Consider the following 25,862-nt stretch of genomic DNA (forward strand, 5'->3'; position numbering starts at 1 on the left):
AATGAAGTGTGCAAATGACGTTATTCAGTTAATGCATAAACATTTAGACGATGGGTTAAACGAAGAAGAGACAAAACTATTAAAACAACACCTTCAACAATGTGATGATTGCCAATCCCATTTTCATGAATTAAAGAGAACAGTAGCCATGGTTCAAAGTACAAGTGCGGTTCAAGCTCCGCCTGATTTCACGGCAAAGGTCATGGGAAATCTGCCTAAAGAAAAGAAACGTTCAGGTTACAAGCGGTGGTTCAAAGCCCACCCTATGATTACAGCAGCTGCGATTTTCTTTATTTTGATGTTTAGTGGCATTTTCTCTACTTGGAGTCAGGATCAGCAATTGAGCGTTTCAAAACAGAAAGATATAGTGATTCAAGAGAATACGGTCATTGTACCTGAAGGGAAAACCGTAGAAGGCGATCTTGTAGTGAAGAATGGTAATTTAAAGGTAGAAGGTAAGGTAAATGGGGATGTAGTCTTAATCAATGGGGACCACTTAAAGGCATCCGCCGGTGAGGTTACTGGGGAACTTAATCAAGTGGACCAGATCTTTGGGTGGATGTGGTATAACATCAAGAAGACGACAAAAGATATTTTTTCATTTACTCAATAAAGGCCATCTAAGTCTAAAGTCACTTTTATAGTGACTTTTTTTATTTTGTTTAATTGGAGCGTTTTAGTGTTATTTTTACTATAAAGATGTATGCTATAATAAAACTATTGTGAATTTGTTACATATGTTTATAACGTAAATGAAGTCAAGGATAAGAAGGAAGTGTAGGCATGCTTGATGGGGGATTGAATGTTCAATTAGATGGATTGAAATACATTCGAATTATTATTGATGTAGCCCTTGTCTGGTTTGTTTTGTATAAATTAATCATGTTGATTCGTGGCACCAAAGCTGTGCAGTTGTTGAAAGGGATCTTTGTGGTCCTTGGGATATGGCTTGTTAGTTACTTTCTTCAGCTTAGTACGTTAATGTGGTTAATGTCCAAAGCGATGACATGGGGTTTTCTTGGTGTGATTATCTTGTTCCAACCAGAGCTAAGAAGGGCGCTCGAGCAGCTCGGACGAGGTAGTTTCTTTGCCAGGAATTCGAATAGTGAAGAAGATTCAATGAAACGAACAGTTGAAGCAATTATTAAATCTTGTAATTACATGGCAAAACGGCGCATAGGCGCTCTTATTACAATCGAGCGGGAAACAGGAATGGGCGATTACGTAGAGACAGGGATTCCTATTCAAGGTCGGTTATCAAGTGAGTTATTGACCAATATTTTCATTCCTAATACACCTTTACATGATGGTGCCGTTATTATTAAACAAGATGAAGTAACGGCTGCCGCTTGTTATTTGCCCCTTTCAGAAAGCCCGTTTATCTCAAAAGAGTTAGGAACGAGGCACCGTGCTGCAATGGGAATCAGTGAAGTAACTGATGCATTAACTATTGTGGTTTCTGAGGAGACAGGAGGCATTTCCTGTACAAGAAACGGAGAATTGCACAGAGGTTTAGATGAACAAGCTCTCCGGGAAATTTTGGAGAGGGAATTAGAACGAGCGCCGAAGGCTCCTAGCTCAAAGAATTGGGATTGGAGGGGGAAAAAAGATGGATAAGTGGTTAAGAAGTCCGTGGTTCATTCGAGCGATTTCTTTAATATTAGCACTCCTCTTATACGCCTCGATAAACCTTGATGATGGGCAATCGAGTTCTGATTCTATCTTTCTTGAAGGCAATGATAAAATTGCAGCTATGAATAATATTCCTTTACAAGTAAAAATGAATGAGGAAAAATATGTAGTGAAAGAAGTGCCATCGAGCGTCACTGTCACTGTAGAAGGACCGAACTCTGTAGTGACGAGAACTGTCATGCAAAAGACGTTCGAGGCATACATCGATTTAGAGGGTCTTGAGCTTGGCCCTCAAACCGTGCCAATCCAGACTCAAGGGATCTCGAATCAGCTATCCGTCTCTATAGATCCGCAAGAAGTTAATGTGGTTCTGGAGAAACGGTCTTCAAAAGAGTTCCAGGTTGGCGTGGACTACATACACCGTGACACGATTAAAGAAGGGTACCAGCTAGGTACACCGGAAGTATCACCAGCTCAGGTTGATATTATAGGGTCTGAGACAGAGGTTTCCAAAGTATCTCTTGTAAAAGCAATTGTAGATGTACAAAACGCTGAGAGTGACATTACGAAGAAGGAATCTCCTGTAAAGGTTTATGATGAACAAGGGAACGAGCTTAATGTAGTGGTAGAGCCGAGCACTGTTAAAGTGACGGTTCCCTTATTACCTCCAAGTAAAGAGGTCCCTGTAACATTTGAACCTAAAGGAGAACTCGCTAAAGGATATCGTCTTGTTGGAATTGAACCAGTTCCGGAATTTATCGCTGTCTATGGTTCACAAGATGCTCTGAAGGGTGTTAGCGCTTTTGTTGATATCGAGGTAGATGTCTCCGATCTCAAAGAAGATACAACTTTAGACGTGGACCTTCCTTTACCTGATGGGATTGAAACAATGAAGCCAGAAACGGTAGGGGCAAAGGTAGACGTGGAGCAAATTACAGAAAAAACGTTTAATGATGTAACCATTAACGTGAACAACTTGGAATCAAGTAAAAATCTAACATTTATTACACCAGAACAACAGGTTATTGATTTGACTTTAACAGGTACAAAAGAGGAGTTAGAAAACATTACAAAAGAAGATTTCGAAGTTTTTATTGATGTTGGACAGCTCGTCAATGGTGAAGCAAACGTACCGATAGAAGTAAATGGACCTGAAAGTATTGAATGGCAAACAAGTAACGACGAAGCTCTAATTCGTATAGAGTAGTAAATACCTCATTTGCCTAGAGTGAAGGAGCGATTGAATAATGGGAAAATATTTTGGTACAGATGGTGTGCGAGGCGTAGCCAACCAGGAGCTAACACCAGAACTAGCATTTAAAGTAGGAAGATTCGGAGGCTACGTGCTAACGAAAGATACACCAAGACCTAAAATATTGGTAGGCCGTGATCCGCGTATTTCGGGTCAGCTACTTGAGAACGCTTTAACAGCAGGATTACTATCAATTGGTGCGGAGGTTATGCGCCTTGGGGTTCTCTCAACTCCGGGGGTTGCTTATTTAACGAAATCAATGGGCGCAGAAGCAGGAGTTATGATTTCAGCTTCTCACAACCCAGTTGAAGATAACGGAATTAAGTTCTTTGGGCCAGATGGATTTAAGTTAACCGATGAACAAGAAAATGAAATTGAAGCGCTAATGGATCAAGAAACAGATGAGCTACCTCGACCGACTGGTGGCGATGTTGGTATTGTTAATGACTACTTCGAAGGTGGTCAGAAATACATGCAATATCTGAAGCAAACGATTGATTATGACTTTGATGGATTACATGTGGCTCTAGATTGTGCTCATGGTGCTACATCTTCCATAGCCCCTCATATCTTCGCAGACTTAGAAGCGGAACTTTCCACAATGGGTTCATCACCAGATGGCCTGAACATTAACGATGGAGTCGGCTCTACAAGTCCGGAAGCTTTGCAATCCTTTGTTAAGGAAAAGGGTGCTGATATTGGTTTAGCATTTGATGGCGACGGAGACCGCTTAATTGGGGTTGATGAGAACGGAGCCATTGTAGACGGAGACCAAATTATGTTTATTTGTGCGAAATACTTAAATGAACAAGGTCGTCTTCGTCATAACACAGTTGTATCTACTGTAATGAGTAATATTGGTTTCTATAAAGCTGTTGAAGCAAACGGTATGAAGAGTGATAAAACAAACGTAGGCGATCGCTATGTATTAGAAGAGATGCGCCGCGGGGACTATAGCCTTGGTGGTGAACAGTCCGGTCACATTATTTTCTTAGACTACAACACAACAGGAGATGGATTGCTTTCAGCACTTCAGCTTGTAAACGTCCTAAAAGAAACGGGCAAACCATTATCCGAATTAGCAAATGAAATGAAGAAGTACCCACAAGTATTAAAGAACGTTCGTGTCATTGATAAACAAAAAGTCATGACAAATCCTCGTATTACTTCTGAAATTGAAGCGGTTGAAGAAGCGATGGGAGATGAAGGACGCGTGCTTGTACGTCCTTCAGGGACAGAGCCACTTGTGCGTGTTATGGTTGAAGCTCCTACAGAAGAGGACTGTGAGAAATACGTCAACCAAGTTGTTGAAGTCGTTCAAGCGGAGTTAGGAATGAAAGAAGACTGATAAGAATGCGCAGGAGGCACGTTATGTGTCCTTGCGCATATTTTATAGGGAAGATCTTTACTGTTGTAACAAACCTGTAATGGATTAGACATTGACCCTGTAAGAAGAAATAGAGTAAAATTAATTTTGTTCCGTCTAATTTTTCTAACTACGTTTAATGTAGTGACGTAACGGATACTATCCTTAAGTGTGTGCAAATAAGGAATACCGTTTTGTAGTAAAAGAGGAGGGGGAGCAAATTAGAAGAAATGGATAACTAAAGCGCCTGGACTATCTTCTGTTCGGAAGGAAGGTAGTTGACGAGGAGGAGGTTCATCGAGTATCGGCGGATGCCTCCCGGTTGGGTTCACCTCAATCGTAAGCTTTTATCCTAAAACAAAGGGGTGACCCTTTGCACAAAGGATCAAAGCAAGGTGAAAAGAATGTATTCATGAGAAAGGGGCAGATCAAGCCCCGAACAACCATCGGAACGTTGATTTGCCCCTTATTTTAAGGAGGAAACAACGATATGTGTGGAATTGTAGGATATATTGGAACACAAGATACAACAGAGATTTTATTACAAGGCTTAGAGAAGCTTGAATACCGAGGATATGATTCGGCTGGTATTGCAGAATTAAACAATGATGGTGTTCATGTGACGAAGGTTAAAGGACGCATTGCTGCACTTCGTTCAGAAGTAGAGAAGAAAGACATCGAATCAACAATGGGAATCGGTCATACACGCTGGGCTACCCATGGCGCGCCAAGCTATGAAAACGCTCACCCGCATCAAAGCGCGTCTGGCCGCTTTACGATTGTTCATAATGGTGTGATCGAAAACTACGAAGATGTACAACGCGAATACCTGGGCGACGTTGATATGAATAGTGAAACGGATACAGAAATCATTGTCCAGCTTGTCGAGAACCTTTATAACGAAATGGGAGATGTTCAAGAAGCTTTTCGTAAAGCAATCTCCTTGTTAAAAGGTTCATATGCTGTTGGCATTATTGATGCTCAGAATCCAGACGTTATTTATGTAGCCAAGAATAAAAGCCCACTCCTTGTCGGTTTAGGGGATGGTTTTAATGTTGTATCTAGTGACTCATTAGCGATGTTGAAAGTCACCGATCAATTTGTTGAATTAGAAGACAAAGAAATTGTGCTTGTTCGTCGTAATGAGGTGGAGATTCAGAAATTAGATGGTACACAAGTTGATCGTGAGCCTTTTACAGCTGAACTTGATGCTAGTGACATTGAAAAGGGTACTTACCCGCACTTCATGTTAAAAGAGATCGATGAACAACCATTTGTCATTCGTAAAATCATCCAAGAATATCAAAATGAAAATGATGAAATTAAATTAGATCCAGAAGTACGTCAAGCTATGATGGATTGTGATCGTGTGTACATTATTGCATGTGGCACAAGTTATCATGCTGGTTTAATCGGAAAACAGTTTATTGAAAAGCTGGCGAAGGTTCCGGTTGAGGTTCATGTAGCGAGTGAATTCTCATATAACATGCCTCTTCTTTCAGAAAAGCCACTATTCGTCTATATCTCTCAGAGCGGAGAGACAGCGGATAGTCGTGCCGTCCTGGTTGAAACGAAGGCAAAAGGACACCCAGCCCTAACGATTACAAACGTACCTGGTTCTACCCTTTCTCGTGAAGCGGATTATACGCTACACTTACATGCAGGTCCTGAGATTGCTGTAGCTTCTACGAAAGCCTATACAGCACAAATGGCTGTTTTAGCAATTCTTGCTGTAGATACAGCTAAAGCCAAAGGTTTAGAACTAGAGTTCAACCCTATGAAAGAATTAGGTATTGCAGCAAACGCAATGGAAGCTCTTTGCGATCAAAAAGAAGAGCTTGAACAAATTGCTGCTGATTATTTATCAACAACAAGAAACTGCTTCTTTATCGGCCGTAGCCAAGACTATTATGTTGGTCTAGAGGGAGCTCTTAAACTTAAAGAAATCTCTTATATTCAAGCAGAAGGGTTTGCCGGTGGCGAATTGAAACACGGAACGATTGCCCTTATTGAAGAAGGGACGCCGGTTGTGGCGCTTGCGACACAGGAGAATGTGAACTATTCCATTCGTGGTAATGTGAAAGAAGTTGCTGCACGTGGGGCGAAGCCTTGTGTAATTAGTATGAAGGGGTTAGATCAAGAAAATGATGCATTTGTTATTCCTCAAGTGCATGAGCTCTTAACGCCTCTTGTATCGGTTGTACCGATGCAGCTGATTTCCTATTACGCTGCTCTTCACCGTGACTGTGACGTGGATAAACCGCGTAACTTGGCTAAGAGTGTAACGGTTGAATAAATAACAATAACGCATGTGGTCTCAAGTTGAGGGCACATGCGTTTTTTATATGCTTAATAAAGAGTAGGAGATGAGGATGTAGACTCGATGTTGAGAGAATGTCTCCGTTTGCTTTAATTGGGTGTAAGGCGGGCCTAGAAACCATTCACAGACATAAAGGTCCAATCTATCTCAACTTCGACTCTTCCGTGTAAGGGGGCTTGTATGGAAGAGTCTGAATCATATGTAGAACAAATAAAAAAAGAGCTTGAATCACCATCCAAGCTCTTTTAGGTACATTATTTCGTTGTTACTGAAACTTCAATCTCGTTAGCATCGCCTTTTTGGTAAACAGGCCCTACATATTCGTTAAGAGGGAAGCCTTCTTTTACAGCCGCTGTGATGAAGGCTTTAGCGGATTTGATGGCTTCGATTACATCTTTACCGTTTGCGAGTTCAGCTGTGATCGCTGCTGCATAGGAACATCCTGCTCCGTGGACATTTCCAGTATCAAACTGCTCAGTCTGAATATAGTGGAATGCTTGTCCGTCGTAAAGAAGGTCTGTTGCCTTGGTTTCATCTACAAGCGTTCCAGCTTTAATCAGAACGTTTTGAGCGCCAAGTTCATGGATCGTTTTAGCTACATCCTCTAATTGTTCAACTGTTTCAATGCGGCGAATTCCTGCTAGTTTGGCAGCTTCAAAAAGGTTTGGAGTTGTCACTTTAGCATGCGGTACAAGGGATTCACGCAGGCTTTCAAGGTTTTCAGGGTGAAGGACATCGTCTGTGCCTTTGCAAACCATGACAGGGTCGATTACGACATCTTTAATACCATTTTGTTTAATAACCTCTCCTGCATGTTCAATAATGCCAGGGGAGCCAAGCATGCCTGTTTTTACGGCATCTATTCCTAAAGACATAGCTGTTTTTAGTTGTTCCTTAACGGTGGAAAGTTCCATCGGAAATACATTGTGAGCCCAATCGTTCTCTGGGTCCATAGCTACAATCGTAGTTAAAGAAGAAATTCCGTATACTCCGTGCTGATGGAATGTTTTTAAGTCAGCCTGGATTCCGGCTCCTCCGCTACTGTCTGATCCTGCAATTGTAAGGACTTTCTTTCTCATCTGTTTATTCCCCTTCCATTCTTAGGTGTTTTCTTTATTTTAACGGTATTTTGTGCATTTTTAAAACAATTCGTTTAACTAATTTCAACAAACCAACTAAAACAACAAAAAGACAACAAAAAACACATCATTAATGTTGGGTTAATATGCAATTAACAAATGATGATTATAGTAGAGGTGTAGCAAACATTAGGAGTAATCCTTTGAGAAATGGCTTGTCCGGAGGCCAGAAAGTATTGCTCGTAAATCATCTAAGGAGGAACAAACACATGAAGAAAATGATGTTGATTGTTGTGGCTTTATCTATGCTTTTTGTAGCGGCTTGCTCAAGTGGAACAGCTGAAACAAAGGAAGAGATTACGGTGTATACCGCGCTTGAAGATGACATGATTCCTACGTACTTAGAGTCTTTTAAAGAGAAATATCCTGATATTAAAGTAAATATAGTTCGCGATTCAACTGGTGTCATTACGGCAAAACTTCTTGCAGAAAAGGACAATCCTAAAGCTGACGCTGTATGGGGTCTTGCAGCTACAAGTCTTCTGGTAGCGGATCAAGAAGGCATGCTTGAAGGATATGCGCCAGAAGGAATTGAACGTGTAGGGGACGCATACAAGGGTGATGGTGAAACACCACACTGGGTAGGAATTGATGCTTGGATGACTGGGATTTCAGTAAATACAGTTGAAATAGCAGAGATGGGGTTAGATATTCCACGTTCTTACGAAGACTTACTAGATCCTCAGTACAAAGATTTAATTGTCATGCCTAATCCAGCTTCATCTGGTACAGGGTTCCTTACGGTTTCTGCTCTTATGCAAACGATGGGCGAAGAAGAAGCGTGGAACTACATGGATAACCTTCATAAGAATATAGGAATGTATACGCACTCTGGTTCGAAGCCAGCTAAATTAGCAGGTCAAGGAGAATATCCCATCGGTATCTCCTTTGGTTACAGAGGAATTACACAAGCTGAAAAAGGCGAGCCCATTAAAACGATCTTCCCAGAAGAAGGTTCAGGTTGGGATCTAGAAGCAAATGCTCTAGTGAAGAAAGAAGATACAAAGCCTGCAGCAAAGAAATTCTTAGATTGGGCGATCTCTGATGAAGCGATGAAAGAATACAGTGAGAACTTTGCGATTACAACGGTACCAACAGATAAGCCAGTGCCAGAAGGCTTTCCTCAAGATCCTACGGAACAGCTGATCGAGAACGACTTTAACTGGGCTGCAGAGAATCGTGAAATGATTCTTGATCAATGGACAAAGAAATATGACGGAAAGAGTGCCCCTGAAGAATAAGTAGGGGAGCTCTTCCTCTTCTATTCAATTATTTCTTAAGAGGAGTGGGCATGTAATGGAGCATTTAAAAGTTAATGGAGTGTATAAGAATTTTGGGGAATTTACAGCTTTAGAAGACGTTTCTTTCTCTGTAAATAAAGGAGAGTTTGTCTGTCTTTTAGGTCCAAGCGGATGTGGTAAGACGACATTACTTCGAATCATCGCAGGCCTTGACCAACCGAACAAAGGGTCTGTGATGATGAATGAAAAAGATATTACGCACTTGCCGCCAGCTAAACGAAATTTCGGAATTGTGTTTCAGTCGTATGCGTTATTTCCAAACTTAACGGCATTCCAAAACATTGCGTATGGATTAAAGACTAGAAAGATGAGAAAGCGTTCAATCCGAGACAAAGTTTACGAAACGCTAAGACAAGTAAACCTTGAGCATATTGCCGATCGCTATCCAGCGCAGCTATCGGGTGGACAGCAGCAAAGAGTTGCATTAGCTCGTGCCCTTGCCCTTTCTCCTGACTTCTTGCTTTTGGATGAACCATTATCTGCTCTTGATGCAAAAGTTCGTGTAGAGTTACGGAATGAAATGAAGAGGCTTCAGAAGCAACTTGGGATCACAACGATTATGGTTACGCATGATCAGGAAGAAGCGTTGTCCATGGCAGATAAAATGGTGGTTATGAATAATGCGGAGCTTGTTCAGGCTGGGTCTCCTCAGGAAGTGTATGAGTATCCACTAACTCCATTTGTTTCTGATTTTATTGGAACAGTTAACTTTCTAGAAGATGCTTATTCTTTACGCGCGATTAGACCTGAACATGTTGAGCTAAAGAAAGATTTATGGGAAAACTCTATTCCGGTATCGATCGAAAACATGGAGTTCCGTGGTGGTTTTTACAGAATGATGCTTAAAAATAAGGTAAATAAACAAGCTAGGTATCTATTTGCTGATGTATCAGCTGAAGAATATAAGAAAGAACAATACGAACTTGGACAAACCATTTATATGAAGTTTCAGGAAAGCGGCATGATGCATTTCAAAGATTACCCTGTTCGCTCTAAACCATTGGTTTCATCAATAAGTTAGGAGAATCTCTATGATTACAGCATTGAAAACAATATTAGGATACCGGGAAACCGTTCCTCAACAGACAAGTGCATCGGGGCAATGGCAACGCTTGCTAATTGTATGCATGGTGGTAGGGCTATGCACCTTCATGGTGTTGCCAGTCATTGAGCTCATGGAGCGCGCTCTTCAGAATCGGGGCGGTGAATATATAGGCTTTGAGAACTTTTTTACTTATTTCTCATCTCCGAGCCTGTTTCAATCAGCCTATCATACTGTAACAGTAGCCGTTATTACAACTGTCATTTCAGTGGGTGCTGCTCTCTTATACGCATACGCTATTGAACGTACCCGCATGAAAGGAAAGACATTCTTTACTTATATGGCACTGCTCCCGTTATTTGCTCCAACAATGATGTATGGTATTTCCCTGATTTATTTGTTTGGGAACAATGGTGTAATTACAACAGGATTCTTCGGCACGCTAGAGGACTGGTTCGGGATTGGAGAATGGGATTTTGATATCTATGGGCTGAAAGGAATTGTTTTATCTGAAGTGATCTTTACGTTTCCACAAGCCTTTTTAATTCTAAAGGTGGCTCTATCCACTGCCGACCAGCGTTTATATGAAGCGGCTGACACTCTTGGAGCTAGTAAACTGAGGAAAGTGTTTACGGTCACACTACCAAATATAAAATATGGTTTGGTGAGCGCGATATTCGTTTGTTTCACCCTTAGCTTTACAGATTTTGGAGCTCCGAAAGTAGTTGGAGGACAATACAACGTACTAGCTACAGATGTTTATAAACAGGTGATCGGACAACAGAACTTCTCCATGGGAGCAACGGTTGGAATCATTTTGACGATTCCGGCTGTCATAGCTTTTGTGGTGGATCAGATTATACAACGAAAGAAAGAAGCGGGTGTTAGCTCCAGAGCTGTCCCGTATAAGACTCCGCCTAATAAAAGACGAGACCATTTATATACACTTTACTGTTCAACCGTTTCTGGTATGTTCCTTTTATTGTTTGGAGCGATTGTGGCAGCAGCGTTTGTTAAAGTGTGGCCATATGATTTCTCTCTTACCTTCAGACATTTTGGGTTTGGGAATGTAGCGGGTGATGGACTCAAACCCTATTGGAATAGTCTGCTAGTCTCTGGCTTAACAGCTGTTATTGGAACTTTCCTCATTTTCCTGGGTGCTTATCTGGTAGAGAAATCCCGGTATATGAAAGTTATTAGGAAGATTTCTTACTTTCTTTCTATTTTACCGATCGCTCTTCCTGGGCTTGTCATCGGACTTGCATTTATCTTCTTCTTTAATCAGCAAATGTTTCAGGTTCCGTTTACGACGATCGAATTTATGAATCCATTCAATTGGCTCTATGGGTCTGTGTTTATATTAGTGTTGGCGAATCTTGTACACTTCTATTCCGTTTCATTCCTAACGGCTACCACTTCTTTGAAGCAGCAAGACAAGGCGTATGAATCTGTTTCAGAAGCCATGGATGTTCCTTTTTATAAAACATTCGTAAGGGTGACGATGCCCCTTTCTTTACCAGCTATTCTAGAAATGGCGATGTATCTGTTTGTAAATTCAATGACAACTATATCGGCTGTTGTATTTCTTTATTCACCGGAGTGGAAACTCGCGTCTATAGCGATGGTGAATATGGATGATGCAGGAGATATTGCTCCTGCTGCTGCGATGGCGCTCTTAATTATTGTTACAAATATACTCGTCCGCACACTATATGAAGTTGCATCTCGGTTTCTCTTTAAAAAAACACATGCGTGGAAACGATGAAAGGATGGTTACTATGAATAACCGAATTAAAGGAGTCATTTTTGACTGGGCTGGTACAACAGTAGATTATGGGTGTTTTGCTCCTGTAAATGTCTTTATTGAAGTATTTCGAAAGCGCGGGGTTCACATCACTTTAGAAGAGGCAAGGGAGCCCATGGGGTTATTGAAGATTGACCATATACGAGCGATCTGTCAGATGGACCGGGTAACAAAGGAGTGGGAAGGGCTACACGGTGAAGAGCCTTCAGAAGTGGACGTTAGGGCATTATATGAAGACTTTGAGCCAATGATGTTTCGCGTTTTAGAAAACTATGCTGAACCTATCCCTCACGTGTTGGAGGCCGTAGAAGATATTCGAAATAAAGGAATAAAAATCGGTTCGACTACTGGCTATACAAAAGAGATGGTCGAAGTCGTAGCGCGAGAAGCAAAGAAGAAAGGCTATGCCCCTGATTCGATTGTAGCTTCAACAGAAGTTTCCTCAGGCAGACCTTTGCCGTGGATGTGTTATGCAAATGCGATGAATCTTGGTGTCTATCCTATGCAACAAATGATGAAAGTTGGCGACACCACAAGTGATATGGCAGAAGGATTGAATGCAGGTATGTTGACTGTAGGAGTTGTAAAAGGGAGCAGTACACTCGGGTTAACGAAAGACCAGGTTGATGCCATGGAAAACACAGAGCTGAATGCCCGAATAGAAAAGGCCAAGCGCGTTTTAACCGAAGCAGGTGCGCATTACGTCATTGAGGATATGAGTGAATTGCCTGGTTTGATCGATGAAATAAACCAAGCACAAGAGTCTGAAGTAGCTCATGTATAAGTCTTATTTGTATGGGGAGGGGGATAGCAATCACTCTCCATTACGAAGAAACCATTTTGAAAACCAAAGCCGTGAGACTAAAGAATGGTTGATCGACGATCAAGAGACTTTTTTCCACCAATCCCTGTCTACCCCTTGCCTTGACGTCGTAGAAGAGGCGAAAGGTCCTTTCTTAACCATGATTGATGGAAAAGTTGTATACGATTTTCATGGGAACGCTGTTCATCAAGTAGGATTCGGCCATCCGCGAGTAATTGAAGCGATGAAAGAACAACTCGACACGTTAAGTTTCTCCACAAGACGCTATACAAATAAACCTGCTATACAGTTGGGTAAGAAGTTAGCTGAATTGGCACCTGGTTCTTTATCAAAATGTTTATTTGCCCCAGGGGCGACGTCTGCAATTGGTATGGCGTTAAAGCTAGCTAGATTCACGACAGGTAAATATAAAACAATCTCGATGTGGGAGTCTTTTCACGGTGCCTCTATGGACGCGTTGTCTGTTGGAGGTGAGGCTCACTTTCGTCGCCAAATAGGTCCACTCCTTCCTGGAGCTATTCATGTTCCCCCAATTCAAACATACAGACCATTATGGGAGGGGGCGAGCCTTGATGATCGACAATTAGCGAACTACATTGAGTATATTGTAAAGCAAGACGGAGAAATTGGAGCTTTTGTAATGGAACCAATCCGGAATACGGATGTGCAAATGCCTTCAAAAGCATTTATGAAAAAGCTCAGGGGGATTTGTACAGAGCACAATATAAAATTAATTTTTGATGAAACAGCTATTGGTTTAGGGAGAACAGGAGAGATGTTTGCTTTTGAGCACTATGATATAGAGCCAGATATGGTTGTGCTTGGTAAAGGACTTGGAGGGGGTGCTTTCCCTATGGCCGCTCTTCTAGCTGATCAAGCGCTCGATCAAGTGGAAGAAACTTCACTTGGGCATTACACGCATGAGAAGTCTCCTGTAGGCGCAGTAGCCGCGCTAACCACAATCGAAGTGATTGAAGAGGAAGGGCTACTGGAGCGATCGAGACAGTTGGAAGGTACGCTCAGAGCTAGACTCGAAACCATGAAGGAATCTTATCCTATTATTGGGGATGTGCGAGGCATCGGACTCTTGTTTGGTATTGAACTTGTGAAGGACCGTAATACAAAAGAAAAAGCGAGAGAAGAAGCGGACAAAATCATGCACACGTGTTTACAGAACGGACTAAGTTTTAAAGTATCTAAGGGAAATGTGCTTCAACTTTGTCCACCGTTAACCATTACGGAAGAACAGCTCACAGAAGCGCTTACTATCTTGGAACAGGCTCTGATGGAAAGTGAGAATTGAAAGGAGACGTAAACGATGAATTTTTATAACGATCAAAATCCTTACCTCTTATTAACTCCAGGCCCTCTATCTACTTCTTCAGGTGTAAGAGAGGCAATGTTAAGAGATTGGTGTACATGGGATGATGAGTATAAATCCCTTGTGCAATCCATTCGTTCTGATTTATTAACAATTGGAAGGGTATCGTCAGAGGACTATACGACTGTGTTAATGCAAGGAAGCGGGACATTTAGTGTGGAATCTGTGCTTGGCACTGCTATTCCGTCAGAAGGAAAACTGCTCGTTATTGCCAATGGTGCATATGGAAACCGGATAGCAACGATTGCTGAGCGTCTTAATATACCGGTTACAGTCGTGTGTGGAGAGGAATCTAGTGCTCCGGATTTAGTAGGGATTGAACGTGAGCTGAGAGAAGATCAGAGCATTACACATGTAGCGGTCGTGCATTGTGAAACGACAACAGGGATGGTCAATCCAATCGAAGCAATCGGGAGACTTGTAAAGCAGTATAACAAGATTTATATCGTGGATGCGATGAGCAGCTTTGGCGGGATAGAGATTTCAATGAAGAACATAGGGATTGATTTCTTAATCAGCAGTGCGAATAAATGCATACAAGGTGTCCCGGGTTTTGGGTTTATTATTGCTGCTCGATATGAGCTTAATAAATGTGCGAATCAGGCCCGATCCTTGTCGCTCGATCTATATGATCAGTGGGTCACAATGGAGGATGAACAGGGAAAGTGGCGTTTTACATCTCCAACACATACGGTCCATGCCTTCAAGCAAGCCCTTGAGGAACTGAAGGAAGAAGGTGGGATAACAGCGAGGGGTGAGCGCTATCGCACCAATCAAAGAAGACTTGTAAGGGGCATGAGGACGTTAGGATTTGAGACCTTGCTACCGGATGTCAATCAATCACCGATCATTACATCATTCCTTGAGCCGGTCCATGATTCGTTTCGTTTCCAAGATTTTTATATGAAATTAAAAGAACAAGGATTTGTGATCTACCCTGGTAAAGTTACAAATCAGTCAACGTTCCGGATTGGCAATATTGGAGCCATCAACGAAGAAGATATTGAGCGCCTTTTAGAAGCGATTGAAAAGAGTATGTATTGGCTAGAGCCAATAGGTTAAAAAGAAGCCTTTTCACCTAAGAGAATTTTTAGAGAGTTAAGAGTTCACGAAGAAATTGTTTCAGGTCATAATATGTTTAAGTTGGATTGAAGCGTTACAATAGAGAAAGTAGAACGTTTAGAGGAGGAACTGAAAGTGTCATTGGTAGCAGAAGAGAGAAAGAGAAAGATTGTTCAGTTGTTAAATGATAAAGGAAAAGTGCGTGTGAATGAATTAGCCGAGATGCTAGATGTCTCAACGGAAACGATTCGACGGCACCTGGATGACCTTGAGAATGAACATAAACTGAAGAAAGTGTACGGGGGAGCGATTCGTGTGCAGTTAGAAACTGAACTCCCGCACTATGAGCGAACTTCAATTCGAACATCAGAGAAACAGCTGATTGGTAGACTTGCAGCAGAGCAAGTTCAGGATCATGATGTGATTGTAATTGATGAAGGGAGTACGCCGCTTCAATTAATTCCTTTCCTTACGCACAAGAACAATCTCACCATTATGACAAGTTCGGTACCTGCTTTAAATATGCTTATTGATTATAAGAAGAAGCAACTCATCGATGCAAGAGTGATCTTCATAGGCGGAGAAGTAGATGCAGATCATTTACGTGTATCTGGCCCAATTGCGGAGAAGATCATGGATGATTTCTATGTAGACAAGGCGTTTATTGCGACCGACGGTGTTGATATACGCTATGGGATAACAAGCTATGATCCGAATAAGGCTATGTTTACGAGAAAACTTATCGAGCATGCGGATGAAACGTTTATTTTGGCTGATCACTCTAAGATAGGTCAACGAACTTATGCGAAAATGGCGAACCTTGAAGACGTTTTTGCTGTCATTTGTAATCAGTCAGCTCCAGCTCATTGGAATGGTGATTTAGAACATTATGAAACAAATTGGATTTCCCCTCAGGCCAGAGAATAGAGTATCTGGCTTTTTTAATATTAAAATTTAAAAGTGAAAGAATGGAACCTTTCTTTCGGAAGGTTTCCCCTTAACAATCTCCAAGGAACTGACGAAATATAAGGTAGACATGTATATAAAAAGTAGCTTTTACGTTACGCAGGGGGAGAACAATTTTAATGCCACTACTTAGTTTATTGACCAAAAGAGAGAAGCGCCAACATGAAGAGATGAACGTAGAAGGATTTGATGTTTGTCTTGAAGTTCCTGAGGAGATCAGAAGACAGCTTGATGTGATCGGACTAAATGAGAGAGATCTACAAGTGATGAGATGGCTAGAGCCGATCGTTTGTAATCATATTGATGAAATTACAGAAGAGTTTTATGCCAATATTACCAAGCAACCGAATTTATTAGAAATTATTGATCATCATAGTACGCTTGAACGTTTGAAATCGACGTTGAAACAGCATATAGAAGAGCTGTTTAATGGCCAAGTAGATAAGAATTTCCTCGAGAAGCGGTATCGCATTGCGTTTGCTCACGTGCGTGTAGGGTTGGAAACGAAGTGGTATGTAGGGGCGTTTCAAAGCCTGTTAAATTCTTCGTTTGATATCCTGAAAACTGAGGTGAAAGATCCTGACCATTTCTGCGAATCGATTCAATCACTGACAAAGATGCTGAACTTCGAACAACAGCTCGTCATTGAGGCTTACGAACAGGAACATAAAAGGCTTCGTCATGAACAACAAGAGCAGGCGGAAGAACTGCACCGCAAAGTTCGTGATGTAGCCCATGAGTTAGCCGGTACTTCTCAGGAAACTAGTTCCTCGATCACCGAGCTTACATCTCAATCTTATAATGTGAAAGAAATGGCGAACCAGGGTATTGAATTAGCTAAGAAATCTGAACACGCCTCAGAAACCGGAAAAAGGCAAGTGGAGTATCAAAATGAGAATATGGAAAACATGGAACAAGGCATGGAAAGAATCACAAAGAATGCACAAGGGTTAAGGGATGTTTCGAAACGCATTACGGAAGTGATTGATATTGTGAGTGGGATCGCTGAGCAAACGAATCTGCTTGCTTTAAATGCTTCTATTGAATCTGCACGTGCAGGGGAGTATGGAAAAGGGTTTGCGGTGGTAGCTGAAGAGATTCGAAAACTTTCTGAACAGACGAAAGACTCTACGTCGACGGTTGCTGATTTGATTAAGGATGTGAATCAGCAGAGTGCCCACGTAACAGAATCGATTGATAATATACGTTCGTTTGTAGAACTAGGGAAGGACAGCATGAAGGAGACAACGGACTCGTTTGGTACGATTTTAACGGATATGCGAGAGACAGTTCAGCAAAATGAGCGGATTGATCAAGAGATTAGACAATTACTTGAGAATATTAAAGAGATGGATGAAGCGTCTGCAACTGTAGCCTCCTCAGCCGATCGTTTAACTCAAATGACCGAACAAATGTAAGAGAAAGACTTGTCTCCATTGGAGGAGACAAGTCTTTTTATACTTCTACTTTTTCTGTGTTTCGCTTGACTAAATCATTCCAGTCAATGGTGTAGAGATTGAGAAGACTCTCGAGTTTATGAACTAAACCTAGAGTGAGGAAGCCATTTCCTTGCCCTTGCTGGGTACTTCCTATTGGAGCCGTACGTTTAATCAGTTGGGCATAAACCTCTGCTTCTGAGAGTTTTCTATTTAATTGCTTTTCAGCGAGGTGAATGAGTAATGCCAATGCACCAGATACGTGTGGAGTGGCCATAGAAGTACCTGATAGCCTTGCGTACCTTCCATCTGTGTAGGTAGAGAGAATATTGACACCTGGTGCTACAAGGTCAATCTCATCATTGGTATTCGTGAAGTCAGCGATGTTTCGATTAAAGTCAGCAGCCCCGACTTGAATCACTTCGTTGTAGGCGCCAGGATAGGCATATTCATTGGTGTTCTCACGTCCGTCCCCTTCGTTTCCGGCGGCACAAACGACGGATATTCCGGAATCGACAGCTGATTTGATCGCCTCGTGAAGTTCTGGAACATCTTTAGGGCCGCCTAGAGACATGGACATCACTCGCACTTTCTCACCATCTGGACCTTCCCATTCTCGTGCATAGTTTATAGCGTCAATGATCCAATCATAGTTGCCACGGCCATCGCCTGTTAATACTTTAAGAACAAGCAGCTGGCTTGCTGGAGCAACACCTACGACGCCTTTTGTTGTTTCAGATGCAGCGATTGTCCCTGCGACATGCGTACCGTGACCGTTGTTGTCAGCGTAATTGGTCTCGTCACTATCGTAATCTGTCGTAAAGTTACGTCCGTCGATGATTTGGCCTTTTAGGTTAGGATGGTCTAGCTGGCATCCCGTATCAATAACGGCTACAACGCTGCCTTTTCCTTTTGAGGTTTGTTCCCATATAGCGGGTGCTTCTATCATGCGCACACCTTCTGGGATCATTGATGTGCTCTCAAATACATCTTCTGTTTTGTAAGGAATCAGATACATGTTCTCCATGGTAATCCCTCCTCAATGTGATTACTTGAATCGTACACGAAAGAGAAAAGAAAATAAATTAGAATATTCTAACTTTTGTAAAAATAACCATTTTGACCTAGGGGAGATGGGACTATGGGAAGGGGATTTTTTGTAGAATAATGGCAGTATTGTTCAGCCAAAAGAAAAAGGTTTGCTACCTATGGTTAGCAAACCTTTAACGTCGTGATTTTCGGTATCCTGCTGCTTCTGCTTCTGAAGGGGTGTTAAACATTTCAATAGCCTTTACACGGTTATAATATTGACCGCCAGGCATATGATAGATTTTTTCTCCTTTAGCATTTTGATTACCTTTTATGGGTTGCGGGTTAAGGGAGCGATCAATCTCGCTCGTCTCAACTTCAGATCTCAGCTCTTCTCTAATGCGTTCTCTCGTCTCTGTGAATAGCTCACTCTCTTTAAGTTCTGCCTTTCCTGACTCAACTGTCTCTGCTAGACTCTTAAACTCGTCTTTCTCTTCTGAACTTTTAAACTCTTCTGCCTCTGCAAACTCAACTAACTCGGTCTCATCTGATTCTCTGTGGCTTGGCTTTTTCTGGATCGTAGGGGCTTGAACAGTGCGAGGTGCGGAACGAAGCCGCTTATTGCGATGAGACGGATTCACGATAAGCAAAGCCCACATGATTCCACTTGCGATTACGGCTAAGTAAGCGAGTAAAACACCGAATCTTTTCATCTTCCTCTCCTCCTTACACCTATTGTAGCCCCTACACTCCCCATCGTCCAACCCACAACCCGCCATGCCCCTCAAATCTTCACTTAATCACCGTAATAAAGGGTGTCAGACACCCTTTATCACTTTCCCGCTGTGCAGTGGTACTTGGTGTCTGGCACGCTGTGATCTTTTGCAGTGTTAGAGTGGGGGAGGTTGTCTGGAATATGAGTGGTCTGGAAAGAGATATTCCTGCCCATGCTCCTTTTCAAATATCAACACTTAAACGCTTGAACGCTTTTAAGTGTTAAAGTATAAGGTTATAAAAATATGCCAGCTTCTATGCTAGCAAGGACGAATAGATCCATTCGGAGTGTCGTCCAACTATATGATGATCTGCTTTATATCTTAAACGCTTAAAAGTGCTAAAGTCAACTCTTTTTTCCATTTAACGTTTTGCTTTAACGGAGTGAAGGGTGTCAGACACCCTTCACTCCGTTAAAGGGAATTAGCGGTTTAGCCATTGTTTGAGGTTTTCGAAGTCTTGATAGATGGTGTCTCTCAAGGAGCCGTTGTAGAGGACCGCTGCTGGGTGGTACATCGGGAAGATCGTATAGGATTCTTCTGTGAGCTCATAAGACTCGTTTTCTTCTCCGGTCCATTTGTAAATAGGTTGGTTTAAGACAGTGCCATGAACGTCAGAAATCTTATAATCTTTTCCGATTAAGCGCCTTAATGCAATGTTCCCAAGTGTAATTAAGATCTTGGGGTTCATTTCATCAATCTGATAATCAAGGAGCGGGGCATGGGCAAGTATTTCTTTTTGATTTGGCGTTCGATTCGGTGTTTTGGTAGTAGGGTTACCTTTTCGGTCTGTTGTTTCAACCACTTTATAAGGGCGACTACGGACAACACTTGTTATATAAAGCTCTTCGCGATCTACGCCAATCGATTCAAAGAATTCAGTTAGCTTCTCGCCCGCTTGTCCGATAAAGGGAACCCCTTGTTCTACTTCATTTCTTCCTGGGGCTTCTCCAATCACCATAATCTCAGCATGCTTAGGTCCTTTACCGGGCACAAATCCCTCTGTTTGGTAAGGTTGAATTCTCTTTTCCCCTAGTTTTTTCAAATGGTCTGGAAACATCTTGATCGCCTCCCGTAAAATCATATCGTATCTTTAATCTTTACATTTCCCTGCTTTTATTCATTTGAAAAATCCTCTATACTTTTAGTAATTTCATACTTAGAAACAATTGAGGTGATTGGATGAAAAGGATTGCTGTGTTTTGTGGATCTAGTGTTGGTGCGTCTGAGACATATAAAGAAGATGCAGTTAGGTTAGGGAAAATCCTTGCCAAAGAAGGTATTACCCTCGTTTACGGAGGTTCAAGCGTAGGGCTTATGGGAGCTGTGGCAGATACAGTTCTTTCTGAAGGGGGAGAAGCGATCGGGGTCATCCCTCGGAAACTCGTGGAGCGGGAAATTGCTCACGCCAGTCTTACGGAATTACATGTGGTGGAATCCATGCATGAGCGGAAGGCCAAAATGGCGGAGTTATCTGATGCGTTTATTACATTGCCAGGTGGAGCAGGAACACTCGAAGAGTTTTTTGAGGTGTACACATGGGCCCAGATCGGCATTCATCAGAAGCCTTTTGGTATTTTAAATACAAATCAGTATTACACCCCATTAATTTCTTTGTTCGACCACATGGTTAATGAGAAATTCTTAAGAAAAGAGAACCGTGATATGGTCATCATCGAAGAGGATTCAGAGACGCTCTTAACAAAATTCAAAACCTTTATTGCTTCACAGAGCTAAACGGTGCCAGACACCCTTTATTGTACTAAAGGGGTCTGGCACTTTTTTTGGCTTGGATGGAGATGATGATTCCAATCAGGAGGGGGAGGGGCATAATGACGAGGTAGCGGTAATCGCCTGTTGCAATGGTGAGTGTAACAAATAGAATGGTACTGCCAACTCCTAATGCAAGGCCCCCGACAAACTTCAGTAGATGATCTGGCTCTTCTTCAGAAGACATCCGAATGGATTGGATTGCTCCGACAATCCCCCAACTACCAAGGTGAGTGGCTAAAAGAATAGAAACGACAGGTGCTACCGATAATTCCATCCCCATCATGGAAAGGGTTAACACAATATAGATGGCGAATAGAGTGGCGTACCAGGAAAACGAGCGGGCAGTTTGCCATATTTGCTCATACATTTCATCAAGCCCCCGGTTCTTTCGGGCTTTCTTCCGTCCGAAATACCATCCAGATAATCCTCCTAAGACACCAATATACATCCAAATGAGTGCACCTATTTCCATTCCACATAACCTCCAGTATTTTCTAATTATTAAGTAAAGTTTACTTTACATTAGAACCTTAGTCAAGTGTACTTTACAAAATAAATGAAGTGTTAGGTTTTGAAGACAGGGAGATCAATCAAGTAACATAGTAGGGGAGGAAAGGAGTTTCTCGTTGTGAAATCAATCGTAAAAGGAATTGGACTCGTTTTATTTAGTTTATTTTTCATCGTGGCAGGTGTCATTCACTTCACACAAGTTGAAGGGTTTGCCGCTATGATCCCGGATGTCATTCCGTTTCGAAACCTGATTGTCTATGTGACAGGGGTTATTGAGTGGATCCTTGCCATTTTGTTGTTGATCCCTTCCACAAGGCGACAAGCTGGGATTTGGACTGCTGTATATCTTGTTCTTATTTTCCCGGCAAACATTTATGCCGCTATTGCAGGGATACCCGCACCAGGCTCTGAAGAAGCTAATACTACCCTTTTATGGGTTCGTCTGTTGTTCCAGCCGCTGTTAATCTGGTGGGTACTTGCTGTTTCTAAAGTTCAAAAGTAACGCTCACTGTTAAGCTAGTCTCTCAAGAAGGAGACTGGCTTTTCTATATCCTCCGGGTCTATGGTTTGGCTATTGTTTGTTCCATTCATGAAATGTACAGATTTCGGGATACTAACAATAGCAAAAGCATTTGGAAGGCAGGAGGTATAAGGTATGGCATCCCAATCGTGGATTGAATTAATAAAAAAAGGAAACAAATCCTCGGCATACGCTGCAGTTGGTAACTTAATTATCGCCATTGCTAAAGCAGTAGGGGCAGTCTTTAGTGGAAGCGGGGCAATGCTTGCGTCAACGCTTCATTCCTTTGCGGATTCGGTGAACCAGGGATTTGTATTTGCAGGAAGCGTCCTTGCAGAAAAAGAGCCAACGTCCCGTTTCCCGACAGGTTTTGGAAGGGTCATTAATATATTTGTCATGATTGCTGTTATTATCGTTACGATTTTGGGCTATGAGTCCGTTAAGGAAGGCTGGCATTTGATTCAACATCCTAAAGAATCAGGAGGATTTTGGCTTAATGTGGGCATTCTTCTATTGAATATTGCAATCGACGGGGGAATTTTAGTTAAAGCGATGAAGGAAATTAATAAAGAAGCGAAGGAAGAGGCAACGGGTTTAAAGATCCCGGCACAAGCCATTCAAAACCTCCCTCAAGCTTCTCCGCCTACTCGCCTGGTGTTTTTTGAAGACGTTGTAGCAGTAACAGGAGCCGTGCTAGCTCTAATCGCCGTGACGATCACCACGTTTACAAACTTTGCAATCTTAGATGGAATTGTCACCCTTCTTATCGGGTTATTGATGTTTGCCGTAGCGTTTCGTGTAGGCTATGAGAACATGATAGGTCTGATTGGAGTAGCAGCTCCCCGTGATGTTGAGCGAGACGTGGCAAAGTCCATATTGGAACATCCACAAGTCGTTGATATCAGAAGAATGCGTATTGTAAAGGAAGGTCGCACGTATCATGTTGAAGCCATGCTCGAATTAGAAAAAGGACTATCCTTAGCCGAAGCGGATGATATTAAATTCAAGGTATGGGATCGCTTGTTAAAGAGTGATGATATCTCAGATGTGTCATTAGGCATTATCGAAACCAACGAAGAAGAAGACTGGGACCCAAAGAAAAACGAACGAAACAGCTCCTGGTCTCATCCAGAAGAAGAATAAAACTTCACCACTTTAAAGAGAAAACGCGTGCCAGACACCCTGCACTGCTTTAGAGCGAAGAAGGGTGTCTGGCACGCTTCTTTGTAGTAGTGCACTAAAGTGCTGGGGTAAAAAATGCTGCCCTTTATGAATTTTGGGCAGCGTTTTGTTGGGATTTATATGGATCGGCTGTTGGGTGTTCGGATTCAATGATTTGTTCTCGGATGTCTTCGTACTCTTCTTTGTGGCCTGTGGTCTCACTTAGTTCCTTTAAGGCTTCTAGTAAGTAGTGCTGATCTAGTTCATAGATGTGCAAGGATTGAAACCCGTAGACGGTATTGCATCCAAATTCCCATAAGGTCTGGTGGTGGCTCGTATCCACCGACTTCGCTAACAGATTCATTACGCGTAGAATCTCTGTGATAATTTGAATGTTCCCCTCAGCATAGTGACGGATATATCCATACCCTTTATATAAATAGAATTCGAAGCTCTCACCAGGTATGATTAAACGCAATTGTTTTTCATTGTCCACGAGGTAAGGGGGAATATTCATCATTCTGGAGATCTTAAGGAGTAATTCCCCTAGCTGATGAATGATATTGCTCACGGTCTTTGGATCATTGTTGCCAAGAGCTTTTATGGCAATTTCTGAGAGTTTATTAAGGCCATGCTCCACATCTTGAATTTCTGTTTGCTTCTGTCCGACCTCCAACATGCCTAAGTATGTATTGTGGTCGATGTCGGGGACACGATCATCCGTGCTCCAATAGGACAGAATAGGATTTCCTTCTAACAGGAAGGTCCCTACGCTTGCTTCTAATTGCACAACCACATGATCCTTTTGAGCCTGATCAATAATTTGGTCAAAATTAATGAGCTGAATATAGCCAGATTGCTTTGTATAGATCTTCTCAGGTTGCTCAGGCTTCTTCTTGGCTTCTTGTTCGTGAAAAAGAGTGTCCGTGCTGCGATAAGGGGACATTTCTTTGTTGATCGATTGATCTAAGATTTGTTTACTGATGGATTGCATGTTGTAAGAAATGTTATGCACCTGCATCCAAGTTGTTGAGTGGTTGATAAAATAAATAAAAGTAACAGCTGCAAATAATGCGACAAGCGTCGTGATAAGTGGAATGGCCACAAATGTCTGATCTTCGTAATTGGTAATAAAAATAAATAGGGTTAGTACATACACAAATGCACCGTTAAAAATCCCCAAAACATGTTGGGTTCGTTTATCAGAGACGAAGTTCAACAACATCCTGGGGGAAAACTGCCCACTAAACGTTGTGAGCACGACGAGGAGGGAGTTTAAAGTGTAGGCACTTAGCGTTAGAATTCCTCCAATTAAGGTTGTAATCAGCATCCTCGAGACAGATGCTTTTGATTGTAGGAATTTCGGCACCCAATCTCCTAATTGTACGTTTAAATCGACTAATAAGACGATGGCTGCAAATAAGAATGAACCAAAAATGTAGATAGCTGGTGTGAACCATAGCGTTAGTTTTAGTTCGTGTTTTCGTAGTCTCTCTGACATTTCTAAATATTTTCGTATTCCTGGTGGGATGATTTTCATGAGTCGATCGATCCTCCTTCTAACTACCTTCTTTCCCCAAGCGATGCTTCTGTAAAACTATTTCAATACTACTTTTTTCAATCCTCATGATTCCTTATAATTAGTGTAATAAATAAAAAGGGGAGTCTTCGTATGGAGTGGATATTAAAATCTTATGAAGAGTTAAGCAAAAGGGAATTGCACATTATTTTTAAAGAACGGGTTCAAGTGTTTGTGGTGGAGCAGAACTGTCCTTACCCGGAAGTAGATGGCGATGATGATCAGGCCGAACACTTGTGGCTTGAAGACCAGGGAGAGATCGTCGCCTATTGTCGCCTTTTCCCATCAGGGGTGAAATATGAGGAAGCATCAATCGGTCGAATATTTGTGAAAGAAGAACGCAGAGGAGAAGGGCATGCTAAGGTCTTATTAGAAAAAGCCTTACATACGATCCTTCAACTATGGGGGGAGAAAGCCATTAAAATCCAAGCTCAACACTATCTCAACACCTTCTATACATCATTAGGATTCTCCAACATAAGCGATGTCTACCTAGAAGACGGCATCCCCCACGTAGACATGCTCTTAACCACTGCACAGAACTAAAGCGTGCCAGACACCCACTGTTCTTGTAATGCGCCACCGTAATAAAGCGTGTCAGACACCCATCGCTCTTGTAATGCAATAACGCGGTGAAGGGGTGTTGATGGATGAGTATTTTTATCGTTTCGGTGCATTCTAAGGGGTGGAAGGGGCGATGAATATGGCAGTGAAAAAGAGTAACGAGAAGAGTATTAATTTGCTTTGGAAAGTTATCTTTCTCATAATGGCTTTGATTATTTTGACAGCCATTTTTATCTTCATAGCTTATGCAAATTTCAATGATGAAGAAACGAGTTATCGTTTTCTTTCAGGCGCAACGTTATATGTGAATCATTTTCTTATGAATGCATGCTAAACCCATTAGCATGCATTTTCCTTTGAAATGTAGATACAATGGCTCCTATAACGGGTAATGGAGTAATGGAGCAACTATTTACATGAAATGAAGGT

The 25,862-nt window shown here is 41.9% G+C and carries 25 protein-coding genes; 18 read left to right on the plus strand and 7 right to left on the minus strand.

The window, feature by feature from the left end; translation table 11 throughout:
* The first annotated feature begins 1 nt into the window (after window position 1).
* The 5 genes from QNI29_RS01040 (at window position 2) to glmS (ending at window position 6,546) form a co-directional block, all read left to right on the plus strand.
* Entirely contained in the window at window positions 2-613 is a 612-nt protein-coding gene (locus QNI29_RS01040; RefSeq protein WP_231419570.1) for an anti-sigma factor family protein, read from the plus strand.
* Window positions 614-783: 170 nt separating this feature from the next.
* Window positions 784-1,617, plus strand: a complete 834-nt coding sequence (gene cdaA / locus QNI29_RS01045; RefSeq protein WP_231419571.1) for a diadenylate cyclase CdaA — start codon at window positions 784-786, stop codon at window positions 1,615-1,617.
* Window positions 1,610-2,839: a CdaR family protein gene (locus tag QNI29_RS01050; RefSeq protein WP_231419572.1), complete on the plus strand. Its 1,230-nt coding sequence runs from the start codon at window positions 1,610-1,612 to the stop codon at window positions 2,837-2,839. Before cdaA ends, QNI29_RS01050 begins: the two co-directional genes overlap by 8 nt.
* Before the next feature lie 40 nt (window positions 2,840-2,879).
* On the plus strand, window positions 2,880-4,232 hold the full coding sequence (gene glmM / locus QNI29_RS01055; RefSeq protein ID WP_231419573.1) for a phosphoglucosamine mutase: 1,353 nt from the start codon (window positions 2,880-2,882) through the stop codon (window positions 4,230-4,232).
* A 508-nt stretch (window positions 4,233-4,740) separates the two neighbouring features.
* Entirely contained in the window at window positions 4,741-6,546 is a 1,806-nt protein-coding gene (glmS, locus tag QNI29_RS01060; RefSeq protein WP_231419574.1) for a glutamine--fructose-6-phosphate transaminase (isomerizing), read from the plus strand.
* Between the two features lie 278 nt (window positions 6,547-6,824).
* On the opposite strand, the gene thiD is transcribed toward glmS, so the two are convergent.
* Entirely contained in the window at window positions 6,825-7,649 is an 825-nt protein-coding gene (gene thiD, locus QNI29_RS01065; RefSeq protein ID WP_231419575.1) for a bifunctional hydroxymethylpyrimidine kinase/phosphomethylpyrimidine kinase, read from the minus strand.
* A gap of 269 nt (window positions 7,650-7,918) precedes the next feature.
* Between thiD and QNI29_RS01070 the strand changes: the two genes are divergently transcribed.
* From QNI29_RS01070 to QNI29_RS01105, 8 genes are all read left to right on the plus strand, one after another.
* Window positions 7,919-8,950, plus strand: coding sequence for a putative 2-aminoethylphosphonate ABC transporter substrate-binding protein (locus tag QNI29_RS01070; RefSeq protein ID WP_231419576.1), 1,032 nt, complete (start codon window positions 7,919-7,921; stop codon window positions 8,948-8,950).
* A gap of 55 nt (window positions 8,951-9,005) precedes the next feature.
* On the plus strand, window positions 9,006-10,031 hold the full coding sequence (locus tag QNI29_RS01075) for an ATP-binding cassette domain-containing protein (RefSeq protein ID WP_231419577.1): 1,026 nt from the start codon (window positions 9,006-9,008) through the stop codon (window positions 10,029-10,031).
* Window positions 10,032-10,041: 10 nt separating this feature from the next.
* A complete protein-coding gene (locus tag QNI29_RS01080; RefSeq protein WP_231419578.1) occupies window positions 10,042-11,817 on the plus strand; it encodes a putative 2-aminoethylphosphonate ABC transporter permease subunit in 1,776 nt (591 codons plus the stop codon).
* Between the two features lie 13 nt (window positions 11,818-11,830).
* Window positions 11,831-12,640 (plus strand): phosphonoacetaldehyde hydrolase, encoded by an 810-nt coding sequence (gene phnX / locus QNI29_RS01085; protein WP_231419579.1) that lies wholly within the window; start codon window positions 11,831-11,833, stop codon window positions 12,638-12,640.
* Window positions 12,633-13,982 (plus strand): (R)-1-hydroxy-2-aminoethylphosphonate ammonia-lyase, encoded by a 1,350-nt coding sequence (gene pbfA / locus QNI29_RS01090; protein WP_231419580.1) that lies wholly within the window; start codon window positions 12,633-12,635, stop codon window positions 13,980-13,982. The genes phnX and pbfA overlap by 8 nt, the downstream gene beginning before the upstream one ends.
* A gap of 15 nt (window positions 13,983-13,997) precedes the next feature.
* Window positions 13,998-15,122, plus strand: coding sequence for a 2-aminoethylphosphonate--pyruvate transaminase (phnW, locus tag QNI29_RS01095; protein ID WP_231419581.1), 1,125 nt, complete (start codon window positions 13,998-14,000; stop codon window positions 15,120-15,122).
* A 135-nt stretch (window positions 15,123-15,257) separates the two neighbouring features.
* Complete coding sequence (locus tag QNI29_RS01100; protein ID WP_231419582.1) at window positions 15,258-16,049, plus strand: DeoR/GlpR family DNA-binding transcription regulator; 792 nt, start codon at window positions 15,258-15,260, stop codon at window positions 16,047-16,049.
* A gap of 158 nt (window positions 16,050-16,207) precedes the next feature.
* Window positions 16,208-17,506: a globin-coupled sensor protein gene (locus tag QNI29_RS01105; RefSeq protein WP_231419583.1), complete on the plus strand. Its 1,299-nt coding sequence runs from the start codon at window positions 16,208-16,210 to the stop codon at window positions 17,504-17,506.
* A 37-nt stretch (window positions 17,507-17,543) separates the two neighbouring features.
* Here the strand turns inward: QNI29_RS01105 and QNI29_RS01110 are convergent, their stop codons facing one another.
* From QNI29_RS01110 to QNI29_RS01120, 3 genes are all read right to left on the minus strand, one after another.
* Window positions 17,544-18,551, minus strand: a complete 1,008-nt coding sequence (locus tag QNI29_RS01110) for a S8 family peptidase (RefSeq protein WP_231419584.1) — start codon at window positions 18,549-18,551, stop codon at window positions 17,544-17,546.
* Between the two features lie 196 nt (window positions 18,552-18,747).
* The gene (locus tag QNI29_RS01115) at window positions 18,748-19,266 is read right to left on the minus strand and encodes a sunset domain-containing protein (RefSeq protein WP_231419585.1); all 519 of its coding nucleotides are present in this window, start codon (window positions 19,264-19,266) and stop codon (window positions 18,748-18,750) included.
* Window positions 19,267-19,750: 484 nt separating this feature from the next.
* Entirely contained in the window at window positions 19,751-20,386 is a 636-nt protein-coding gene (locus QNI29_RS01120) for a uracil-DNA glycosylase (RefSeq protein ID WP_231419586.1), read from the minus strand.
* Between the two features lie 122 nt (window positions 20,387-20,508).
* Between QNI29_RS01120 and QNI29_RS01125 the strand changes: the two genes are divergently transcribed.
* Window positions 20,509-21,063, plus strand: coding sequence for an LOG family protein (locus tag QNI29_RS01125; protein WP_231419587.1), 555 nt, complete (start codon window positions 20,509-20,511; stop codon window positions 21,061-21,063).
* Window positions 21,064-21,088: 25 nt separating this feature from the next.
* Here QNI29_RS01125 and QNI29_RS01130 read toward each other — a convergent pair whose 3' ends face one another.
* Window positions 21,089-21,571 carry a hypothetical protein gene (locus QNI29_RS01130; protein ID WP_231419588.1) on the minus strand — a complete coding sequence of 161 codons (483 nt, stop codon included), beginning with the start codon at window positions 21,569-21,571 and terminating at the stop codon, window positions 21,089-21,091.
* Between the two features lie 156 nt (window positions 21,572-21,727).
* Between QNI29_RS01130 and QNI29_RS01135 the strand changes: the two genes are divergently transcribed.
* Together QNI29_RS01135 and QNI29_RS01140 are read left to right on the plus strand one after the other, a co-directional pair.
* The gene (locus QNI29_RS01135; RefSeq protein ID WP_354665919.1) at window positions 21,728-22,111 is read left to right on the plus strand and encodes a DoxX family protein; all 384 of its coding nucleotides are present in this window, start codon (window positions 21,728-21,730) and stop codon (window positions 22,109-22,111) included.
* 153 nt (window positions 22,112-22,264) lie between these two features.
* Window positions 22,265-23,272, plus strand: coding sequence for a cation diffusion facilitator family transporter (locus QNI29_RS01140; RefSeq protein WP_231419589.1), 1,008 nt, complete (start codon window positions 22,265-22,267; stop codon window positions 23,270-23,272).
* Window positions 23,273-23,396: 124 nt separating this feature from the next.
* On the opposite strand, the gene QNI29_RS01145 is transcribed toward QNI29_RS01140, so the two are convergent.
* A complete protein-coding gene (locus tag QNI29_RS01145) occupies window positions 23,397-24,830 on the minus strand; it encodes a DUF2254 domain-containing protein (RefSeq protein WP_231419590.1) in 1,434 nt (477 codons plus the stop codon).
* Window positions 24,831-24,962: 132 nt separating this feature from the next.
* On the opposite strand from QNI29_RS01145, the gene QNI29_RS01150 reads away from it, so the two are divergent.
* Window positions 24,963-25,415 carry a GNAT family N-acetyltransferase gene (locus tag QNI29_RS01150; protein ID WP_231419591.1) on the plus strand — a complete coding sequence of 151 codons (453 nt, stop codon included), beginning with the start codon at window positions 24,963-24,965 and terminating at the stop codon, window positions 25,413-25,415.
* On the opposite strand, the gene QNI29_RS01155 is transcribed toward QNI29_RS01150, so the two are convergent.
* Window positions 25,412-25,546: a hypothetical protein gene (locus tag QNI29_RS01155; RefSeq protein WP_284526717.1), complete on the minus strand. Its 135-nt coding sequence runs from the start codon at window positions 25,544-25,546 to the stop codon at window positions 25,412-25,414. The genes QNI29_RS01150 and QNI29_RS01155 overlap by 4 nt on opposite strands.
* Before the next feature lie 26 nt (window positions 25,547-25,572).
* On the opposite strand from QNI29_RS01155, the gene QNI29_RS01160 reads away from it, so the two are divergent.
* Window positions 25,573-25,767: a hypothetical protein gene (locus tag QNI29_RS01160; protein ID WP_231419592.1), complete on the plus strand. Its 195-nt coding sequence runs from the start codon at window positions 25,573-25,575 to the stop codon at window positions 25,765-25,767.
* Window positions 25,768-25,862 lie beyond the last annotated feature (95 nt).

This window comes from Pontibacillus chungwhensis (genome assembly GCF_030166655.1).
GTDB lineage: Bacteria > Bacillota > Bacilli > Bacillales > BH030062 > Pontibacillus.

Bases quoted from the DNA above. Each gene is read 5' to 3' on its own strand.
- QNI29_RS01140 (WP_231419589.1), top strand. From the start codon at position 22,265: ATGGCATCCCAATCGTGGATTGAATTAATAAAAAAAGGAAACAAATCC.
- QNI29_RS01120 (WP_231419586.1), bottom strand. From the start codon at position 20,386: ATGTTTCCAGACCATTTGAAAAAACTAGGGGAAAAGAGAATTCAACCT.
- phnX (WP_231419579.1), top strand. From the start codon at position 11,831: ATGAATAACCGAATTAAAGGAGTCATTTTTGACTGGGCTGGTACAACA.
- QNI29_RS01070 (WP_231419576.1), top strand. From the start codon at position 7,919: ATGAAGAAAATGATGTTGATTGTTGTGGCTTTATCTATGCTTTTTGTA.
- glmM (WP_231419573.1), top strand. From the start codon at position 2,880: ATGGGAAAATATTTTGGTACAGATGGTGTGCGAGGCGTAGCCAACCAG.
- QNI29_RS01040 (WP_231419570.1), top strand. From the start codon at position 2: ATGAAGTGTGCAAATGACGTTATTCAGTTAATGCATAAACATTTAGAC.
- QNI29_RS01160 (WP_231419592.1), top strand. From the start codon at position 25,573: ATGGCAGTGAAAAAGAGTAACGAGAAGAGTATTAATTTGCTTTGGAAA.
- QNI29_RS01155 (WP_284526717.1), bottom strand. From the start codon at position 25,546: ATGCACCGAAACGATAAAAATACTCATCCATCAACACCCCTTCACCGC.
- QNI29_RS01110 (WP_231419584.1), bottom strand. From the start codon at position 18,551: ATGGAGAACATGTATCTGATTCCTTACAAAACAGAAGATGTATTTGAG.
- QNI29_RS01075 (WP_231419577.1), top strand. From the start codon at position 9,006: ATGGAGCATTTAAAAGTTAATGGAGTGTATAAGAATTTTGGGGAATTT.
- QNI29_RS01105 (WP_231419583.1), top strand. From the start codon at position 16,208: ATGCCACTACTTAGTTTATTGACCAAAAGAGAGAAGCGCCAACATGAA.
- pbfA (WP_231419580.1), top strand. From the start codon at position 12,633: ATGTATAAGTCTTATTTGTATGGGGAGGGGGATAGCAATCACTCTCCA.
- QNI29_RS01150 (WP_231419591.1), top strand. From the start codon at position 24,963: ATGGAGTGGATATTAAAATCTTATGAAGAGTTAAGCAAAAGGGAATTG.
- QNI29_RS01130 (WP_231419588.1), bottom strand. From the start codon at position 21,571: ATGGAAATAGGTGCACTCATTTGGATGTATATTGGTGTCTTAGGAGGA.
- glmS (WP_231419574.1), top strand. From the start codon at position 4,741: ATGTGTGGAATTGTAGGATATATTGGAACACAAGATACAACAGAGATT.
- QNI29_RS01050 (WP_231419572.1), top strand. From the start codon at position 1,610: ATGGATAAGTGGTTAAGAAGTCCGTGGTTCATTCGAGCGATTTCTTTA.
- QNI29_RS01115 (WP_231419585.1), bottom strand. From the start codon at position 19,266: ATGAAAAGATTCGGTGTTTTACTCGCTTACTTAGCCGTAATCGCAAGT.
- QNI29_RS01125 (WP_231419587.1), top strand. From the start codon at position 20,509: ATGAAAAGGATTGCTGTGTTTTGTGGATCTAGTGTTGGTGCGTCTGAG.
- QNI29_RS01145 (WP_231419590.1), bottom strand. From the start codon at position 24,830: ATGAAAATCATCCCACCAGGAATACGAAAATATTTAGAAATGTCAGAG.
- phnW (WP_231419581.1), top strand. From the start codon at position 13,998: ATGAATTTTTATAACGATCAAAATCCTTACCTCTTATTAACTCCAGGC.
- QNI29_RS01080 (WP_231419578.1), top strand. From the start codon at position 10,042: ATGATTACAGCATTGAAAACAATATTAGGATACCGGGAAACCGTTCCT.
- thiD (WP_231419575.1), bottom strand. From the start codon at position 7,649: ATGAGAAAGAAAGTCCTTACAATTGCAGGATCAGACAGTAGCGGAGGA.
- cdaA (WP_231419571.1), top strand. From the start codon at position 784: ATGCTTGATGGGGGATTGAATGTTCAATTAGATGGATTGAAATACATT.